A 20,460-nucleotide genomic window follows, 5' to 3' on the forward strand; every position below is an offset into this window, starting at 1 on the left:
CCTACTCTAATTATTAATCCATATGTTGATCGGACTTAATTTGCAGATCAACATTCCAATGTTTAAATTGAATCTGTTCATCATGTAAATCAGCGATCAGTAGTGGCCATTGTTTCACATCTCCAGAAATGGTCAATTGCCAACTCTGCTCATTTTTCACTTGTAAATCAAACTCAGGCAAAGCAGTATCGCTACGACTATGATTAAGCAAAACGGCCAATCTCATCAGTAAACACAGGAAAACCAGCTTTTTACCACCAACTTTCTGCACATCTAGTAATGAATCATGGCGTAATTTGCGGCGGTGATGAGCGACCAAATGTGACAAATGGTTTTGATCAATCTGTGAAAATCCCGGAATATCGGAATGCTGTAATAGATATGCACCATGACGATGATAACCACCATGACTGATCGCCAAACCAATTTCATGCAGATAAGCTGCACGGCGCAACAAATCATCATCATCACTACTTAAATTTAAAGCAGTATCGACATCCTCAAACAGTTTTTGTGCGGTTTGTACCACCCTTTCAGCCTGTTTTGGATCAGAACCATAACGCCCCATCATGGCTTGCACACTGCGATCACGAATGTCTTCATGACGAAAACGCCCGAGCAAGTCATACATGACACCTTCACGTAAGGCGCCATCGGAATAGGCCAGTTTATCAATTTTCAGTACTTCAAAAACTGCCGATAAAATTGCCAGACCTGCCGGCAACACTGCCCGTCGATCATCACGCAAACCTTCAAAATCGATTTTGCCAATATGATCAAATTTTAATAATCGATCCTTGAGTTTTTGCAACCCCGAAGCTGTTACATTTTGCTGATCATCACTCAACCCCATATTGACCAAGATCTGACGACAGGCCTTAATGGTTCCGCTTGATCCTACAACAGTATCCCAACCTGCCGACAAATAGGTACTGGCAATGGCACTTAATTCCTTGCGTGCGGCAACCACAGCCTTATCAAATGCCTTAACGCTAATTTCACCTTCTGGGAAAAATGCCTTGGTATAAGCCACACAACCCATTTGCAAAGATTCTGTAAGGATAGGTTCGAATTCTTCACCAATAATAAACTCGGTCGATCCACCACCAATATCAATGACCAGACGCCGGCCACCATTGGCCATGGTATGAGAAACACCCAGATAAATCAGACGTGCTTCTTCACGACCAGCGATAATCTCTATAGGCTTGGGTAAAATTTCCGCAGCTTTTTGCATGAATTCATCGCCATTTTCTGCCTGACGCAAGGCATTGGTCGCAACAATTCTCAAACGGTTATTGGGTACTGCGCCCAATCGACCAACAAATCTCGAAAGACAGGCCAGCCCCCGTTGTTGTGCTGCTTCACTTAAATAATTATTTTCATCAAGTCCCGCAGCAAGTTGCACTTTCTCTGACATCGAGGCAACTTTCTTTACTTCCCCATGATCTACTCTCGCAATCGCAAGATGAAAACTGTTAGATCCCATATCAATTGCAGCAAGTAGTTCTTCATCGATCAAAAAATCAGACATTATGAGCATATACCCGAATATAAAACATGTTAAGAGTAATGCACTGGCAGTTTTTTTTAAAGATTTATTCGCCTTTAAATGCCCAACAATTAACAATTCAAGAGAGATATTGCAAAAATGATTGTGCTTTACGATAATCCCTATCGAAAGCACCCATTAGACAATCTATAGATAAAACTTGAAAATTATAATCATGCCCCTATAAATGAATCCATAGCTGTGTGATAAACTCAATGATCATTTCACGCATCACACCTGACTTTTTTAAATAAATTTGGAGTAAACCCATGTCAGAGAATATTATCAATACAACTGATGACAACTTTAAATCAGATGTATTAGAAAGTGACACACCTGTTCTTGTAGATTTCTGGGCAGGTTGGTGTGCTCCATGTAAAGCTATTGCACCTGTACTTGAAGACCTTGCCGGCACCTATGAAGGCAAAGTTAAAATTGTCAAAGTTGACGTTACCAACTGCGAAGCAACTGCTGTTAATTACAATATTCGTAATATCCCAGCACTTTTGCTATTTAAAGATGGTGAAGTCGTTGCCCAACAAGTAGGTGCAGTGCCACGTTCAAAACTGGTTGACTTTATCGATAGCAATATCTAATTGATCGGAAATACCATCCTCCTTTGGATGGTATTTTTATTGAATCAATTGACAAATGCGATGTCCTCCCTTATAGTTTGCCTGAGTTTAAATTCCTTAATTTTTTAAAGGGGTTTAATGTTAAAATAAGATCGCCGCTCGGCTCATCAAGTCTTCCGATATTTTGCCTTACACATTATCCTGAGTTTACTGGTACAGATACGATCAAGACATCACTCCAACCGATTTGAGTGTGCGAACTTGTGTAATTCACTTCTTCATTTGTTAAAAGCTTCTTATTACTGACTATCCTCATATGAACTTAACTGAACTTAAGAAAAAACCTATTGGCGAATTAATTAAAATAGCCGAATTTATGGGTCTCGAAGGCATGGCACGTAATCGCAAACAAGATATTATCTTTGCGATTTTAAAGCGTCACGCAATGAATGGCGAAGAGATTTTTGGTGATGGCGTACTCGAAATTCTTTCTGATGGTTTTGGCTTTTTACGTTCTGCAGCAGGTTCTTATTTAGCGGGTCCAGATGACATTTATGTCAGTCCATCACAAATCCGCAGATTTAACTTACGCACAGGCGATACCATTACCGGTACAATTCGTCCACCCAAAGAAGGCGAACGCTATTTTGCATTGTTAAAAGTTAATCAAATTAACTACGACACACCAGAAAACTCACGTAATAAAATTCTATTTGAAAACTTAACACCGTTATTCCCAACCGAACAATTGATCATGGAACTGGGTAACGGTACTACAGAAGATTTAACTGCACGTGTGGTCGATCTTATCGCACCTATCGGTAAAGGCCAGCGTTCTATCATTGTGGCACCGCCAAAAGCCGGTAAAACCATGTTATTACAAAACATCGCGCAATCGATTGTACGTAACAATCCGGAAGTTTTTCTGATCGTGCTATTGATTGACGAACGTCCAGAAGAAGTCACAGAAATGGAACGTAGTGTGCGTGGTGAAGTGGTTGCCTCAACATTTGATGAATCACCGACTCGTCACGTTCAAGTTGCCGAGATGGTAATTGAAAAAGCCAAACGTCTGGTTGAGCATAAAAAAGATGTGGTGATCTTGCTGGATTCCATTACCCGTCTTGCCCGTGCTTATAACACCGTAATCCCCTCTTCAGGTAAAGTTCTGACCGGTGGTTTGGATGCACATGCACTAGAACGTCCAAAGCGTTTCTTTGGTGCGGCACGTAATATTGAAGAAGGTGGCTCATTAACCATCATCTCTACTGCGTTGATTGAAACCGGTAGTAAAATGGATGAAGTGATTTACGAAGAATTCAAAGGTACCGGTAACCAAGAAGTCACCTTGGATCGACGTATTGCTGAAAAACGTGTCTTCCCTGCGATGAACATCAAAAAATCCGGTACGCGCCGTGAAGAACGTCTGATGAGTGAAGAAAACCTGCGTAAAGTCTGGATTCTGCGTAAGCTGTTACATCCTATGGATGAGCTTGCTGCAATGGAATTTTTACTTGATCGCATGAAAGAAACCAAAACCAATGATGACTTTTTCGATCAAATGAAACGTAAACAATAAGCTTAATTGTCCAAACAAAATAACCGCTATTTTATAAAAAATGGCGGTTTTTTTATGAATTCAAAATTGGTTGACAAACATTACATTTTTTTACATGACGTAACGAAGAAAATGCTGCTGTTGATCATCGCCGCCCTATTAATAAAAAATAAATATAATTCAATTATTTATAAATATATTTTAAAGAGGTTATATTTTGCTATTGCTAAATCTTCTTAATTTTTAAAAGTTAATTTATATTTTTCATCATTAAAAAATATCAAGCCAGTAGAAATTAAAATCACTCGGTGATAGCATATTCATCAAGCCGATAAGCCTTAAGATAATTCATCCAATGCGAGGGAAGATTTATCTTTTTACTATAAAGGCGAATCTTAACTTAATCTCAATTTATATAGAGAGTGATGCCATGTTATTCAAAAATATTGCTATTGCAACTGCTATTGCTGCGTCTTTAACTTTCGTTGGCTGTGCTAAGAAAACTGAAGAAGCTGCTACTGATGCTAACGCTGCTGCTGCTGACGCAACTGCTGCTGCTACAGAAGCTGAAGCTGCTGCTGACGCTGCTGCTGCTCAATCTACAGACGCTGCTGCTACAGAAGCTACTGCTGCTGCTGACCAAGCTGCTGACGCTGCTACTACTGCTGCTGACGCTGCAACTGATGCCGCTGCTGCTGCAACTGACGCTGCCGCTGCTCCAGCTGCTGACGCACCTAAAGAAGAAGCTGCTCACTAATTTTTAAAATTAGAAGCATAATTCTTAAAAAGAGAGCATTTGCTCTCTTTTTTATTGTCTTAGTGATTTAAAATAAATTTCAGTTCCATCGTTATAATTCTTTTTTCTATTCTTATTCGTTTAATCACTTATTAGATCTGTCTATCCTATTTTAAAGTACTCTCAACGTATCTAGACACTGTAACTACCCTTTTCATCTTTAAATACTAAAACCATCATGTCGTGCTATATACAGCGTATAACGCCATTTTATCGCTCTCCCTATACTTTTAGATATTTGATCTTACTCTTGTCATTCACACCTATTTCCACAGATAAGGATCAATTGGAAAGAGCTTTTCATCATCATAAAATCGTTTAAATCCAAACATTAAAAAAGGCATCACTAGGATGCCTTCAATAGCGTAAAACGAAATCAGCTTTGTTCGTTTTCGACTCGTTGTCTGAATTTTTGTCCTGCACGGAATGTCACTACACGACGCGCAGTAATTGGAATTTCTTCGCCAGTTTTCGGATTTCGTCCAGGACGTTGACGTTTATCACGTAATTCAAAATTACCAAATCCTGAAAGTTTGACTTGCTCACCTTCAATTAATGCCTGACTCAGCTCGTTGAAGAAAAGCTCAACAAGTTGCTTTGCTTCACGGCGGTTTAAGCTTGTTTTTTCACTTAGATGATCTGCCATCTCAGCTTTCGTTAATGCTGTCATGATGCCCTCAATTTTGCTTTATACGTTGTTTCTAGGCTTTCAATCACGTTGTCCATCGCTTGCTTAATCTCAGCATCTTCGAGTGTACGTGAAGAATGTTGAAAATGCAAAGCGAATGCCAATGAACGATATCCTACGTCCACACCCTGTCCGGTATAGACATCAAACAACCAACTTGCTGCTAGAAACTCGCCCGCTGCTTGTTTTATAGTAGCGTCTATACGACTTAGCGCAATAGTATCATTAATTAATACTGCAATATCACGTCTAACCGAAGGAAAACGTGATAATTCTGTAAAATTATATACATACGGTTGCAAAACTGCACTTTGATCGAGCTCTGCCACCCATGTTATGCCCAAATCCAGTGCAGTTTCCAGCGAAGGATGTAAACGGCCTAAATAACCGATAGACTTGCCATTATGCAAAATCTCTGCCGATTGTCCCGGATGTAACCAGGCACGTTCGGAACGTACATATTCTGCCTGTATATGTGCAACAGCCAAAATATTTTCGATTTCACCTTTTAAATCAAAAAAATCCATGGCTTGAGTTTTTTCATGCCATTGTTCAGGTTTATGTGAACCCACAGCAATCAGGGCTAATGTCGGAATTTGCTTAAGATCATCAATACTGTTTGTATCTTGCTGATCTTGTGGATAAGCAAAACGTAAGCCCAGTTCAAAGAAACGTACACGGCCCTGCTGACGATTAATATTGTATTGTACACACGGAATTAAACTGGATAACAAGGTGCTACGCATCACAGCAAGATCGCTGGAAATTGGATTGGCCAGTGCCAAAGCCTGAACGTCTGGATTCAGTTGTTTTTCTAGTTTTTCATCGACAAAACTAAAACTGATTGCTTCCTGATAACCTAATGTCACCAAGGTTTGACGCAATTGCCCCAATTCTGTTTGATCCTGATAATCAGCCAGTGTAATCTGCATCTCTGGTTTGGCAGTTGGAATATTGTCATAACCATAGATGCGGGCAATTTCTTCAATCAAATCCTGATAGATGCTTAAATCATAACGATGTGAAGGCGGTGTAACAATCCAGCCATCATCTACAGTGCGTTCAACCTGACATTCCAAACGTGTCAGAACATCTTCAATAAAAGCACCTTCAATGCTAAAGCCGAGTAGTTTATCCACCTGAACTTGTGTCAAACCAATCGCTGTACGCTTTGGTAATAACTCAGGTTTTTCCTCTACGGTAATTTCAGCAAAACCGGTTTCATCTGTTGCTGCCAGTTGTTGAATCAACTGACTGGCACGATGCATGGCAAGCAAAGGCAATTCGAAATCGACCCCACGTTCATAACGCTGCGATGCATCGGTATGTAAACCAAAACGACGAGCACGACCAGCAATGGCTAAAGGATCGAAGAAGGCACTTTCAAGAAAAATATCCCGAGTTGTATCAGTCACACTAGACGATAAGCCACCCATGATCCCTGCAATTGCCAGCACTTTTTCATCATCAGCAATTACCATCACATCATCTTGCAGCGCAACTTCCTGCTCATTCAGTAAAACCAGCTTTTCACCTTCTTTGGCCTGACGTACAATCACTGAACCAGTGATTTTATCCAGATCAAAAGCATGCAGAGGTTGACCCAGTTCCATCAATACATAGTTGGTAATATCCACCAGAATACTGTGACTACGAATCCCGGAACGTGATAATGCCTCTTGCATCCAGTCTGGTGTAACTGCCTGCGTATTGACATTTTTAATGATACGCCCCAAATAACGTGGTGCACCTTGGGTTTCAACGAATACTGGTTTTTCATCTGCAATCGTTGCGGCAACAGGCTGAATATCAGGTGCCTGATATTGCAGTTGATTGATCACCGCTACTTCGCGGGCAATCCCACGAATACTAAAACAGTCACCGCGATTCGGTGTAATACTAATGTCAATGACCCGATCATCAAGCTTCAAATATTCGCGGATACATATCCCAACTGGCGCATCTTCCGGTAATTCCAGCAGCCCATCAATTTTATCTTCCAGATCAATTTCTGATGCACCGCATAGCATGCCATGTGATTCAACGCCACGTAGCTTGCCTTTTTTAATTTTAAAATCACCTGGTAATACTGCACCAATGGTCGCTACTGGAGCTTTCATTCCCACACGTACATTCGGTGCACCACAAACGATTTGTAAAGGTTCAGCCTCTCCAATGTTGACTGTGGTGACACGTAAACGATCTGCATCAGGATGCTGCTCAACCGTCAAAACCTCTCCCACCACTACACCGGTAAAATGTTTTGCCACAGGGGCAGTTTCATCAATTTCCAGTCCCAACATGGTCAGTTGTTCGGCCAACTTGTCACTATCAACTGCCGGGTTCACCCAACTGCGTAACCAATTTTCACTAATTTTCATGATAATCTTTCCTCAAACTTTAATCTTGATTTAGGCAAATTGGCGTAAGAAACGCACATCATTTTGATAGAATAAGCGCAAGTCATTTACGCCATAACGTAACATGGCAAAACGCTCAATTCCTAAACCAAAGGCAAAGCCTGAATATTGTTCCGGGTCAATCCCGCAATTTTTAAGTACTGTTGGATGTACCATGCCGCAGCCCATGACTTCCAGCCATTTACCCCGTTCATCCATAATATCCACTTCGGCACTTGGTTCGGTAAATGGAAAATAGGACGGACGAAAACGCACGGTTAATTCTTTTTCAAAAAAGGCTTCCAGCAAATTGATGATAATGCCTTTAAATTCTGTAAAGTTGGTGTTTTCAGTCACATACAAACCTTCGATCTGATGGAACATCGGCGAATGTGTCTGATCTGAATCACACCGATACACACGCCCTGGGCAAATGATCCGAATCGGTGGCTTGCTCACTTCCATGGTACGGATTTGTACACCCGATGTATGCGTACGCAATAAATGCTGAGCATCGAAATAGAAAGTATCGTGCATGGCACGCGCAGGATGGTGTCCTGGAATATTTAAGGCTTCAAAGTTGTGATAATCATCTTCAACTTCTGGGCCTTCTGCCACCAGAAAGCCGGCTTTGGTAAAAAACTGGCTAATACGCTCACGTACTTGCGTCACAGGGTGAATGCTGCCAATTTGTTGACCACGACCTGGTAAACTGATGTCGATAGTTTCGCTGGCAAGTTTTGCTTGTAAAGCTTGTTGTTGTAATGCTGTCTGACGTTCGGTCAGTGCATTGTTAATCGCTTCACGAACGGCATGGATTTTTGCCCCTTCAACTTTGCGTGTTTCGGGATCCATTTTACCCAGTGATTTTGACTGCTCTGCAAGCTGACTTTTTTTCCCTGTAAATTGCACACGTACTTGATCAAGTGCGGCAAGATCATTGGCTGCTGCAATCGCAGCCAACGCTTCATTGGTCAGAGCTTCCAGTGACATAATAACTCTCGTTGATTGATTCATATGTTAAAAACCGCTCTATTCTAGCAGTTTTTTAAGCCAGTTTAACCCTCTCTACCCTGTGAAAGCAGATAAAAATCTTTGCCTTACTCACCGCATCTTGATGAAATAATTTTTCTCGACAGTGCAAAAAGCTGATGCTTATCCAAATACTGCCCTTTTCTAATATTTATCCTGTAATAAATAGCTTAAATGCGCTTTCACATTTGTCCATTCACCATTAACAATGCTATACATCACAGTATCGCGAATGCTACCATCTTTACGCAAAGCATGCCCACGAATCACCCCATCTTTTTTTGCGCCCAAACGCTCAATTGCTTTTTGACTGGCAAAATTAAATTGATCGGTACGAAAACCTACCGTATTGACCTTTAATACCTCAAAGGCATATTGCAACAGTAAAAATTTACAGGTGGTATTGACATGGGTACGTTGATAGGTCTTGGCATACCATGTATAGCCAATTTCCACACGCCCAAGTGCCGGCACAATATCATGATAACTACTGGTACCAATCACAAGATCCTGCTCAATATCAATCACGGCAAAAGCAAATCGGCTACCCACATTTTTTTGTTCAAGTGCCTGAGCAATATACTCATCAACCTTTGTATAATGTGGTGTAGACGTTACCCGTAATGTCCACAGTTCGCCATCCTGACATGCTTTTGCTAAACCATCAGCATGGGTAAAATCCAAGGGTTCCAAACGCACGCCGTGTTGACTTAAAACCACCCCATTTGCCAAAAAATCTGTCATTTCATTCATGTTTTAAACGCTCTATTTATCTTAAATTGAAATGTGCTCATGCCTAGAAAGCATTGCTAAAGAGTACACGATCAACGCCTATCGGATAAACAGGTTTTTGGGTGGCGTAAATTTCAGCCTGACTAAACCATTTTGCAATAAACTGCGTCCCATCAGTTTCGCAGCCCAATACTTGCGGTTGATCATATATACGTTGATCTTTTAATTGTGCATGATACATAAACACAATTTCGTGACCTTGTTGGCCATTAAAAGTAAATAAATTTTCATATACCTCCAGCAATCCAAGCACATGGATTTCTGCACCAATCTCTTCAAGCACTTCTCTTTCAATGGCCTGTTGCGATGTTTCACCAAACTCAATGCTGCCACCAATCGGTCTTAGATAATGTTCATCTTTGGCTGGATCATAAGCTTCTGATAATAAAACTTTGTTATTATGGCGAAAAATACACAAAGCTTTGGCACGGATTGTTTGCATCATCTCTCTCTGATTAAAGCTGCTGTAAAAATGCTTTTGTTTTAGTCAAATTAGGTGAATAAACTAAATATGTTAATACTTTATACCTATACCATTTCCCCATACTAAGTCAGATTTAACTTAGTTACCAATTGCCGTGCCAGCGTTGACTTTCCCGAACCAGATGTTCCTATAGCATTGATATAACGCATAATGCTGTAGATTGACCAATAAGATCAGCCAAGTTTATCAAACTGGTCATTGTGATAGACATTTTATTGCGTACACTCGTTACACAATGATTTTAATGATACAGGACGTCAGCATGAGCGAAGCTTATATTTTTGATGCGATTCGCACGCCCCGCGGGAAAGGAAAAAAAGATGGCAGTTTATACGAAGTTAAACCCATTACACTTGTCACAACCCTATTACATGCCTTACAACAACGTCAGCAGCTGGATACCACAAAAGTCGAAGATATTATTTTAGGCTGTGTTACCCCAATTGCCGATCAGGGTGGCGATATTGCCAAGACCGCAGCCATTGCCGCAGGCTGGAGTGATCAAGTCGCTGGTATGCAAATCAATCGTTTTTGTGCCTCAGGTCTGGAAGCTGTTAATTTAGCGGCTCAAAAAATTCGTTCAGGCTGGGAAGATTTAATCGTGGCAGGCGGTGTCGAATCCATGTCACGGATTGCCATGGGTTCAGATGGCGGACCTTGGGCACTGGATCCAGAAACCAATTTAAAATCCTCATTTGTTCCGCAAGGTATCGGTGCAGATTTAATCGCTACATTAGATGGTTATAGTCGCACAGATGTCGATACTTTTGCGGTACAGTCCCAACAAAAAGCCGCACAAGCGCAAGCCAATGGGTATTTTGATCGCTCTATCATTGCTGTCAAAGATGCCGCAGGCGTGACGATTCTGGATAAAGATGAGTTTATTCGTAGCAATACCACAGTTGAAGGGCTTGCCAAACTCAATGCTAGTTTTGAAATGATGGGACAAATGGGCTTTGATGCTGTTGCCTTGCAAAAATATCCAGAAGCACAAAAAATCAATCATGTACATCATGCAGGGAATTCATCAGGCATTGTTGATGGTGCGGCATTACTCTTGATTGGCTCAGAAAAAGCAGCACAGGAACTAGGTTTAAAACCTCGTGCCAAAATTATTGCCACGGCACTGGTCGGGACAGATCCTACCATTATGCTGACTGGCCCTGCCCCTGCCGCTCGTAAAGCACTACAAAAAGCTGGTTTAACCATTGATGATATTGATTTATTTGAAGTCAATGAAGCTTTTGCAGCGGTAGTGATGCGTTTTATCAATGAATTAAATGTGCCTGCGGAGAAAGTCAATGTCAATGGTGGTGCAATTGCCATGGGACATCCACTGGGTGCTACAGGTGCAATGATTATCGGCACATTACTGGATGAACTGGAACGTCAAAACAAAAAACGTGGTTTAGCCACCCTCTGCGTAGGCGGTGGGATGGGAATTGCCACCATTATTGAAAGAGTTTAAGGAGTAAAGTCATGAGCGCAATTCAATATCATAAAAATGCCGATAACATCGTGATTTTAACCTTGGATTCTCCCAATCAATCTGCCAACACCATGAATGCAGATTTTCGTGAGGCTTTAACCGACACAGTTAAAACACTTGCTCAGGAAGACAAGATCACAGGCATTATTTTTACCTCGGCAAAGAAAACCTTCTTTGCTGGCGGTGATCTTGATGATCTAATCCAGATTCAACCCGAACATGCCACAGCATTTTTTCATACCATTCAGGAACTGAAAAACCAGCTACGTTATATCGAAACTTTGGGTGTGCCTGTGGTGGCGTGTTTAAATGGTACAGCCTTGGGCGGCGGCTGGGAAATTGCTTTAGGCTGTCATCATCGTATTGCCTTAACCGATCCTAAAACCAAGTTTGGTTTACCCGAAGTTACTCTAGGTTTATTGCCCGGTGGTGGTGGCATTGTGCGTATGGTTCGTTTACTTGGTTTACAAACTGCATTCCCTTATCTATTGGAAGGTAAACAGTTTGGTGTAGAGCAAGCCCTCAAAGCTGGTCTAATCCATGACACTGCACAAACACAACCAGAATTACTGGAAAAAGCCATTGCATGGATCAAGGTCAATCCAAAGAGCCAACAACCTTTTGATGTTAAAGGCTATAAAATTCCAGGTGGTGATCCCAAAACTCCCGCGGTTGCACAGATGCTTGCGATTGCTCCAGCCATATTACGTGATAAAACCAAAGGCTGTTATCCTGCGCCAGAAGCCATCATGGCAGCGGCAGTAGAAGGTGCACAGGTTGATGTTGATACTGCTCTACGTATAGAAAGTCGTTATTTTACTCTGCTTGCTACAGGTCAAGTCGCCAAGAACATGATTGGTACATTCTGGCATGGATTAAATGCCATTAAGGCAGGTGCCAGCCGTCCACAAGGCATTGCAAAATGGCAAGCCCAAAAAGTGGGTGTACTGGGTGCTGGTATGATGGGTGCAGGCATTGCCTATGCCATAGCAATCAAGGGAATACCCGTAGTTCTTAAAGATGTTTCGATTGAGGCTGCGGAAAAAGGCAAAGCCTATAGTCAGAAACTATTGGAAAAGCGTATTTCTCGCAGTCGTTTAACCGCAGAAAAGAAAGATCAAATTTTGGCACATATTCAACCGACTGCCGAAGCCAAAGACTTACAGGGATGTGATCTGATCATTGAAGCAGTATTTGAAAATCAGGAATTAAAAGCGAAAGTCACACAAGAAGCAGAGCAATATTTACTAGATGGTGGAATTTTTGCCTCAAACACGTCGACCTTACCCATTACAGGTTTAGCTCAAGCCAGTAAGGATGCAACGCACTTTATTGGTCTGCATTTCTTTAGTCCAGTGGATAAAATGCAACTGGTAGAAATCATCAAGGGACAACATACCTCTGATGAAACACTGGCACGTGCTTATGATTTTGTACAACAAATCGGAAAAATACCCATTGTCGTTAATGACAGTCGTGGCTTCTTTACCAGTCGGGTATTCGGGACATTTGTACAGGAAGGTATGCGCTTGCTGGCCGAAGGGGTACATCCAGCCAAAATTGAAATGGCAGCTCTTAAAGCAGGTATGCCTGTTGGTCCACTTGCCATTCAAGATGAAGTGAGCCTGACATTATCCGAACACATTGGCAATGAAGCACGTAAAGCCCTTGCAACTGAAGGAAAATCCTTGCCACATTCACCGAGTGAAGATGTACTACAATGGATGATTCACCAACAAAACCGTAAAGGTAAAGCCGCAGGCGCAGGGTTTTATGAATATCCTGAAAGCGGAAAAAAATATCTTTGGGATGGGCTAAGCTATTGGGCTAAAGATCATGACCTGACCGAACAGGATATTATTGACCGTATCTTGTTTGTACAGGCACTAGATACGCTACGCTGCTATGAAGAAAATGTACTGGAATCGGTAGTCGATGCCAATGTTGGTTCAATTTTTGGTATCGGTTTTGCGCCGTGGACAGGTGGGGCAATTCAGTTTTTAAATCAGTATGGTCTAGATAAAGTGCTGCAACGTGCTAATACTCTTGAAGCCAGATATGGTGAACGATTTAAAGCACCAGAATTATTAAAAAAACATGCTGCATCAGGTGAAATCATCAAATAAGATTTTTCTAAAATAAAAGACTGAAATAGCCTACGGACTGTTTCAGTCTGCTTAACATCTGATTTAGCAATATACCATCCAAATCGCAGTAAGAATTTTATAAACTTGGGTTTAAATCGCAAACACTTAAGATCAGTGTGGTTGTATCACTTTGTTTTGCTTAAATCCAGAATCGTCTTTTAAATAAAGCCAGACCATGCTTTGGTAATTCGACATGATGTGGTTGTTTAAATTTTTCCAGTTCCTGTTCCAGTTTTTGTATTTTGTCGCGTTGTGCTTCGATGATGGTCACTTGATGTTCGATAATATCTTTATATTTACCAATGACTTTTTGTTGTAATGCATGGGTTATCTTCATCACATTTTCCAATGTATCTATTTAACCTAATCAATAAGATACTTTGAAAATATGTCATTGTGATGAATTCTATTTAATCGCAAACATGTAAGTGGCAACTTTATAGCACACTCGGATTCATCGAAACTGCATTTAAGATGATCTGATATTTTATCTTAATCTTTCAGTATTTTAAGCAATCTATTTCTCAGAATTAAGCAAAAAATATGAAAAATCAATAACGCTGAATCTATGCGACCACACCGAATAGATGACCAAATCAAATATAAAGAGTTTAAATATCAGTGTACTAAATTACCCAGTTCATTTTTCACTGGTCTTCTCGAAATAGATAATATATATTTGATAATGATTATTATTATCATAAAAAGAGGATCAAAATGAGTGACAATCCAAACTGGCGAATCATTACGCCGGTGAAAAAACAAATTAACTTTGCGATATTGCTCTCGACCTTATCTGCAATCTGCACCGTTGCTTTACTGGTTGCGATTGCCTACCTGATACAGGCCTTGCTACAACAACACATTCAACAGATTTATACGATCTTTAGCATAATTGTATTACTCACCATTATTGCTTATGTCTTACGCTTAAATGCGTTTAACCAATCTCATTTTGCTGCATTTAGATTGGAAGCAATTTTGCGTAAAGACATGAGTGTGCATCTTGCAACATTACCTTTAGGCTACATTACCACGACAGGTTCGGGCGCGATCAGCAAAATCATGCAGGATGACGTAAAATCACTGCATGCCTTTGTGGCTGATGCAACACCACTTTTTGCCCGTGCCTACGTTTTCCCTGTTCTCACATTTCTGGCATTGCTCTGGTTTGACTGGCGTATGGCCTTACTCAGTGTTGCCATCTTAATTGTCGGCATGCTGATTATGTCATTGGTGATGAAAAATCACGATGAAATGAATAAGGTTTATAATCAGGCACGGGAAAATGTAAATGGTGCAGTCATCGAGTTTGTACAGGCCATGCCTGTCGTACGAACATTTGATGGTGGACAAAAGTCCTTCCGCCGTTATGAAAATGCGCTATATGCCTATAAAGTGATTCTTAGCGACTGGTACAAACAAAGCGGATTAACAGCCCGAATTTCCATGTTAATCCTGAATCCCCTACCCACGTTTGTGATCTTGCTGATTGTCGGTATTTATTTATGGCAACACGGGCAGCTAAGTTTTGAGGTGCTGGTCGCCACTCTGTTACTCGGTACAGGCATGGTGGAATCCTTAATGCCCTATATGAGTTTGTATCATCTGATTGAAAAATCAAAAATCAGTGCAACCCGTATTCTAGAATTACTTGCCGTTGCGCCTTTACCCCAAACTGAGCACAGCAAGACACCAGAACAACATTCTATTGTGTTTGAACACGTTAATTTTCGTTATCCAGAACGTCAAATACTGGCATTAAAAGACATTAATTTTACTGTCCCGGAATATAGTTTTACCGCATTGGTTGGTGCATCAGGTGCAGGTAAATCCACTGTTGCCAAATTGATTCCTCGTTTCTGGGATGTCGATAGCGGGACAATTAAAATTGGCGGCATCAATATCAAGGATATCGCCACAACAGATCTGATGGCACAAGTTGCTTTTGTCTTTCAGGATAATTTTCTATTTTCCGATACCATTGCCAATAATATCCGACTGGGCGTGCCACATGCCACAGAAGAACAGATTCGGGACGCAGCGCGTTTAGCACAAGCAGACGAATTTATCCGTAATCTTAATGATGAATATGATACGCAAGTGGGCGAACGCGGTGCCAATCTTTCCGGCGGACAACGCCAGCGGATCACCATTGCCCGTGCGATTTTGCAGAATCGCCCCATCCTTATTCTGGATGAAGCAACCGCATTTGCCGATGCCGAAAATGAAGCATTATTAATGCAAGCCCTAAAAAATCTGATGCATGGCAAAACTGTAATCATGATTGCCCATCGTCTTGCCACGATTCAGCATGCTGATCAAATTCTATTTTTTGATCAAGGCGAATTAATCGAACAAGGTACACATCAACAATTATTGCAAAAACAGGGTCGCTATGTCGAATTATGGCAGGCATTTCAACAGGCACAGCATTGGCATATTGCACTGAAGCCCGTCTCTTCAGTTGCTCATGGAGAATCTTCTCATGGCTGATATACACCACAAAACACAGCGCATTCATTCCCTTAAAGAAATTTATCAGCAGATGTTACGTTCCGCAGGCGATGAACAGGCCAGTTTGCGTAAGGCATTTCTCCTCATGACCTTATCTGCCATTTGTCAGGGGATCGCATTTAGTTGTCTTTATCCTATTTTTCTGGCAATGACCACGCAGCAAATTTCCAACATCACTTTCTGGCTGGTCGTTTTAACTGCATTCGTGCTGTTGAGTTCAGTGCTACGCTGGAAGGCACAGGATTATGACTATCAAGGCCATGCTGCACAGGCACAACATGTCTTAAGAACCAACCTTGGGGAAAAATTAAGACAAATTCCCCTACAATTATTATCGAAAAAACGTGCTGGCGAATGGAATGCCACCATTGCTGGCAGTGCTGATGAAGTCATTGCCTATACCTTGACTGTAGTTAGTATCATGCTGTATGCCTTGGTGGTACCGATTACTGTCGGCATTTTATCGTTTTTCTTTGACTGGCATATTGCCCTAATTATTTTACTGATCTTTCCTGCAATTATTCCCTTATATCGCTGGCGCAAACCGGCCTATGATCGCGGCATGCAGATGATGAGCAAACTCAATGGCGAATTGAATGCCGAGCTGGTGGAATATACTCAGGGCTTGCCAGTGTTAAAGGCAGCCAATTGTGTAGGTGATCAGACGCAGCGTCTGTACCCGATGATTGATAAAGTTCATATGGCACAAGAGATCGGCCACCGTAAAGGTGGTAAGCCCAATCTGATCGTCACCTCTGCAATTGAAGTGGGTTTATTAATTGCTATTGCAATTGGCTTGTGGTTGGTATTGTTTGGTTATAGCAATGCAATGTATTTTATTGCCATGCTAGTGATCATCATTCGTTTTGCCGAACCAATTGCTGCATTTACTTCGATGACCATGTTTTTCAGTTTACTTGAAGCGGGTTATGCTCGTATTGAAAATATGCTGAATATTCAGCCTTTCACCACGCATACACCAACCCAACTGCCAACCCGCTTTGATATTCATTTTGATCAGGTCAGTTTTCAATATGAACAGGACAATGATAAAAGTAATCATGAAAATCAGGACTGGGCATTACATCAGATTAATCTCCATATTCCAGAAAAAAGTCTGACGGGTCTGGTTGGACATTCAGGTTGTGGTAAAACCACCTTGACACGCTTGATCATGCGTTATGCAGATTGTCAGCAAGGTCAGGTTAAAATTGGCGGCATTGATATTAAAAATATGCTTCCGCATGAATTGATGTCTTATATCTCGGTGGTGTTTCAGGATGTATATTTATTCGATGACAGCATCATGAATAATATTAAAATGGCCAAAGAAGATGCCACCGAAGCAGAAATCATTGCGGTTGCCAAACGGGCACAATGCCATACGTTTATCTCGCAACTCCCGGAAGGCTATCAAACCCGTATTGGTGATATTGGTGGCAGCCTTTCCGGAGGTGAAAGACAACGCATTTCCATCGCACGGGCATTGTTAAAAGATGCACCGATTGTCATTCTGGATGAGCCGACTGCGGCACTGGATACCTTTAGTGAATTGGCTGTACAGGCAGCAATTGATGAACTGGTGAAAGACAAAACCGTGATTGTTATTGCACATCGCCTATCCACCATTATTGCTGCAAGTAATATTATTGTGCTGGAACATGGCGAGGTTCTGGAACAAGGTACGCATCAGGAACTGCTGGACAAACAAGGCAAGTATGCACAGCTCTGGCAATTACAATATGCAAGTGAAGCACTGGCAATTGAGCCTTGCTCCTGACCATGATTGATCGGTTGCGTTTATCTCGTAGACACAACCGATCATTCTTATTCAGCACATAACACTGGCATATGACCTAATAAGAGATCTACTGTATTCTTTGAATTGCCTGTTTATAGCTATCGCTTGGTTTATATTCGTTTGCACGCTGATAATGATAGAGCGCATCTGCTTTACGCCCATTCTGCTCATAAATTCTACCGATATTATAATGTGAATAAGCCTTGGTATTTTGATTGCTTGCCAGTTCAATGGCTTTACGATTCGCCCACAGTGCTTCTGAACTTCTGCCTAGTTTTTGATAAACAACGGCAATATTGCTATAGGTTTGTGCTGCATTCGGATTTTCATCAATTGCACGTTGATACAATAAAATCGCCTGTTCCAACTGGCCTTGTTGATAAGCTTTATCACCTTGCAGATTTAAGGTCTTGGCACGTTGCAGACTGGCTTGACTGACATTTGTTAAAGCCAGTGCTGTATTCTGCTCAAACTGATTAACAGACTGAGGAATCAAGACTGGATTAGCTGGTGTATTGGAAATACGGTTGATATCCTGAATTTCACCATTTGGCGTAATCCTGAATAATGTCCATAAGTTGCCCTGAACATTGCTTGGCACAACATAAGTTCTAACCAGCGACTCACCCACATACACCCGTACAGTCGCATCACTATAACTTAAACTTTTTGTGTTATTTGAATTGCGGTCACTATAATTATGAACAGCATACACATAATATTGATTGTTTAAGCGCTTATCAATGGTGATGGTTTCAGGTCCATAAGCATCGGTATCATCTACATCCAGATTGGCTTGAGGTGCCAGTTTGGCATCCCAGTAAATATGATTTGAACCATAAATCAAATGTGAATCCAGATCATCTGGTGTACTGCCCCAGTTTAAAACAATGCGCATACTGTCAAGGGATTGCAATACAGGACTCAAGGCATAGGTTCGACCATCACAGGGACACTTTGTCACCAGCGTAGAATAACCGGCTTTTTTGATAATCAATAAATGATCACTATTATCTGCATCCGAACTGGATAAGGTCGCCTTGCCCTGACTATTGCTGATTACCTTTTGCGAATTTTCGCCATTTTTTTGCAGAAAAATCTCGGCATTGGCAATATTCTGATCCTTAACAGTCGCACTTAAGACATGGACATTCATATTATCGGCAAACGCTCCCGAACTAAATAGCAAACTTCCTGATATGATTAAAAATGTGTTTAGATATTTTTGAGTTGAAATAACACCTTTTATCATGATTTTTATCCATGTATATCTTGTTATTTTTGATCATAGCGTATTCCATAGCATAAAAACAATACGCATTAAATCACACTAAATTCATTATTTATGTCATATCTAACATAAACAACCTATCTTTTGATCAACCGGTAAATCCTTTAATAACAACTCCAGTGTATGTTTTTCAATACCATAAAAAGTTTTTAACTGCTGTACCTGATCCAGAATATTTTGATCCACCTGTTTAAATGACTGTTGTCGGGTGGCCAGAATCATTTTGTTTTTACTGGTATGTTCTAGGGATACAAATTCCAGCACTTTGGTTTCGTAGCCATAGGCTTGTAACAACAATGCACGTAAAGTATCGGTCAGCATTTCTGCTTGTTGTCCAACATGCACACCAAATTGCAGCATCGGCTTTAAAACCTGTGGCGCTTGCAACTGCGGACGTAATTCCTTATGACAACATGGCGCGCACATAATAACCTTCGCGCCCAAACGAATACCGGTATGAATGGCAAAATCGGTAGCAACATCACAGGCATGCAAAGCAATCATCACATCAGTTTTTTCCGGAAAATAACTGCGTACATCGCCTTGGAAAAATCTAAGCTGATCATAGCCTGCCTGCTGCGCCACATTCTGGCAAACTTTTACCAGTTCTTCCCGCAATTCGACACCTGTCACGTGCGGCTGTAAATGTTGACCCAGTAAATAGTCATAAACAGCACAGGTCAGATAACCTTTACCCGAGCCAAAATCCACCACATGTAAATCTTCTTGCTGTTGCAACTGTGCCTGTTCAATTGCACCTGCAAAAATTTCCACAAACTTATTAATTTGTTTCCATTTACGTGCCATGCTGGGAATAATTTCGTGTTTTTGATCGGTAATACCCAGCAATTGTAGAAATAAACGATCCTGTGCAATCCAGCGTTTTTTATTGCGATCATGTGATTGTGGTAGAACCTGAACAACTGCATTTGATTTATGTTTACTTTGGCTCAGTTTCCATTGACCTTTTTTATATTTCAGCTGAATTTCCTGACCCTCGGTAAATAAATTGATTTGCTGACATTGATTCAGCCATTCCTGTAATAATGCTGAAAATTCATGCCATGAATAATTTTTGGTAATATCCTGCGTCTGATAACGATAGACCACATTCAGCAAAGTTTGATCTTTCAATACAATGCTGCGCACGGTTATTTTTTCCAGTTTTGCAATTTCGCCGTGGTATTGACTCAAAATAATACGTTCAAAATGCTGTTGTTGCCATGCCTGCTCGACTTGATTAAAAAATTCAAGCTGATTGGGTTGTAAGTTATTGGCAGTCATGGTGCTTCCATTGTTTTAGGTCAAGTTGGCTATTTTAACCAACTTCAGCACAAGC

Annotated in this window: 15 protein-coding genes and 1 pseudogene; 7 read left to right on the forward strand and 9 right to left on the reverse strand. The window is 41.1% G+C overall.

The window, feature by feature from the left end; translation table 11 throughout:
- Positions 1-13: 13 nt before the first annotated feature.
- Positions 14-1,534, reverse strand: coding sequence for an exopolyphosphatase (ppx, locus tag CAP51_RS01625; RefSeq protein WP_087618988.1), 1,521 nt, complete (start codon positions 1,532-1,534; stop codon positions 14-16).
- A 287-nt stretch (positions 1,535-1,821) separates the two neighbouring features.
- On the opposite strand from ppx, the gene trxA reads away from it, so the two are divergent.
- The 3 genes and pseudogenes from trxA to CAP51_RS01640 all read left to right on the forward strand — a co-directional run.
- A complete protein-coding gene (gene trxA, locus CAP51_RS01630) occupies positions 1,822-2,148 on the forward strand; it encodes a thioredoxin (protein WP_087618989.1) in 327 nt (108 codons plus the stop codon).
- A gap of 295 nt (positions 2,149-2,443) precedes the next feature.
- Positions 2,444-3,706 (forward strand): transcription termination factor Rho, encoded by a 1,263-nt coding sequence (gene rho, locus CAP51_RS01635; protein WP_087618990.1) that lies wholly within the window; start codon positions 2,444-2,446, stop codon positions 3,704-3,706.
- Between the two features lie 409 nt (positions 3,707-4,115).
- A pseudogene (locus CAP51_RS01640) lies at positions 4,116-4,343 on the forward strand (hypothetical protein); the annotation flags it as partial.
- A gap of 514 nt (positions 4,344-4,857) precedes the next feature.
- On the opposite strand, the gene CAP51_RS01645 reads toward CAP51_RS01640, so the two are convergent.
- From CAP51_RS01645 to CAP51_RS01665, 5 genes are all read right to left on the reverse strand, one after another.
- Complete coding sequence (locus CAP51_RS01645) at positions 4,858-5,151, reverse strand: integration host factor subunit alpha (RefSeq protein ID WP_087618991.1); 294 nt, start codon at positions 5,149-5,151, stop codon at positions 4,858-4,860.
- The gene (gene pheT, locus CAP51_RS01650) at positions 5,148-7,550 is read right to left on the reverse strand and encodes a phenylalanine--tRNA ligase subunit beta (RefSeq protein ID WP_087618992.1); all 2,403 of its coding nucleotides are present in this window, start codon (positions 7,548-7,550) and stop codon (positions 5,148-5,150) included. The genes CAP51_RS01645 and pheT overlap by 4 nt, the downstream gene beginning before the upstream one ends.
- 30 nt (positions 7,551-7,580) lie before the next feature.
- The gene (gene pheS, locus CAP51_RS01655) at positions 7,581-8,561 is read right to left on the reverse strand and encodes a phenylalanine--tRNA ligase subunit alpha (RefSeq protein ID WP_087618993.1); all 981 of its coding nucleotides are present in this window, start codon (positions 8,559-8,561) and stop codon (positions 7,581-7,583) included.
- Between the two features lie 183 nt (positions 8,562-8,744).
- Complete coding sequence (locus tag CAP51_RS01660; protein WP_425426751.1) at positions 8,745-9,344, reverse strand: GNAT family N-acetyltransferase; 600 nt, start codon at positions 9,342-9,344, stop codon at positions 8,745-8,747.
- 52 nt (positions 9,345-9,396) lie between these two features.
- The gene (locus CAP51_RS01665; protein WP_087619854.1) at positions 9,397-9,834 is read right to left on the reverse strand and encodes an NUDIX hydrolase; all 438 of its coding nucleotides are present in this window, start codon (positions 9,832-9,834) and stop codon (positions 9,397-9,399) included.
- A gap of 304 nt (positions 9,835-10,138) precedes the next feature.
- Here CAP51_RS01665 and CAP51_RS01670 point away from each other — a divergent pair, with 304 nt between their 5' ends.
- Positions 10,139-11,344 carry an acetyl-CoA C-acetyltransferase gene (locus CAP51_RS01670; RefSeq protein ID WP_087618995.1) on the forward strand — a complete coding sequence of 402 codons (1,206 nt, stop codon included), beginning with the start codon at positions 10,139-10,141 and terminating at the stop codon, positions 11,342-11,344.
- A gap of 11 nt (positions 11,345-11,355) precedes the next feature.
- Positions 11,356-13,491, forward strand: coding sequence for a 3-hydroxyacyl-CoA dehydrogenase NAD-binding domain-containing protein (locus CAP51_RS01675; RefSeq protein WP_087618996.1), 2,136 nt, complete (start codon positions 11,356-11,358; stop codon positions 13,489-13,491).
- 160 nt (positions 13,492-13,651) lie between these two features.
- Here CAP51_RS01675 and CAP51_RS01680 read toward each other — a convergent pair whose 3' ends face one another.
- Positions 13,652-13,849 carry a hypothetical protein gene (locus tag CAP51_RS01680; RefSeq protein ID WP_087618997.1) on the reverse strand — a complete coding sequence of 66 codons (198 nt, stop codon included), beginning with the start codon at positions 13,847-13,849 and terminating at the stop codon, positions 13,652-13,654.
- A gap of 380 nt (positions 13,850-14,229) precedes the next feature.
- Between CAP51_RS01680 and CAP51_RS01685 the strand changes: the two genes are divergently transcribed.
- Positions 14,230-16,008, forward strand: coding sequence for an ABC transporter ATP-binding protein (locus tag CAP51_RS01685; RefSeq protein ID WP_087618998.1), 1,779 nt, complete (start codon positions 14,230-14,232; stop codon positions 16,006-16,008).
- The gene (locus CAP51_RS01690) at positions 16,001-17,809 is read left to right on the forward strand and encodes an ABC transporter ATP-binding protein (RefSeq protein WP_213062668.1); all 1,809 of its coding nucleotides are present in this window, start codon (positions 16,001-16,003) and stop codon (positions 17,807-17,809) included. The genes CAP51_RS01685 and CAP51_RS01690 overlap by 8 nt, the downstream gene beginning before the upstream one ends.
- A gap of 88 nt (positions 17,810-17,897) precedes the next feature.
- Here the strand turns inward: CAP51_RS01690 and CAP51_RS01695 are convergent, their stop codons facing one another.
- On the reverse strand, positions 17,898-18,986 hold the full coding sequence (locus CAP51_RS01695) for a YfaP family protein (protein WP_425426752.1): 1,089 nt from the start codon (positions 18,984-18,986) through the stop codon (positions 17,898-17,900).
- 198 nt (positions 18,987-19,184) lie between these two features.
- Positions 19,185-20,405 carry a class I SAM-dependent methyltransferase gene (locus tag CAP51_RS01700; protein ID WP_087619000.1) on the reverse strand — a complete coding sequence of 407 codons (1,221 nt, stop codon included), beginning with the start codon at positions 20,403-20,405 and terminating at the stop codon, positions 19,185-19,187.
- Positions 20,406-20,460 lie beyond the last annotated feature (55 nt).

This window comes from Acinetobacter populi, assembly GCF_002174125.1.
Taxonomy (GTDB): domain Bacteria; phylum Pseudomonadota; class Gammaproteobacteria; order Pseudomonadales; family Moraxellaceae; genus Acinetobacter; species Acinetobacter populi.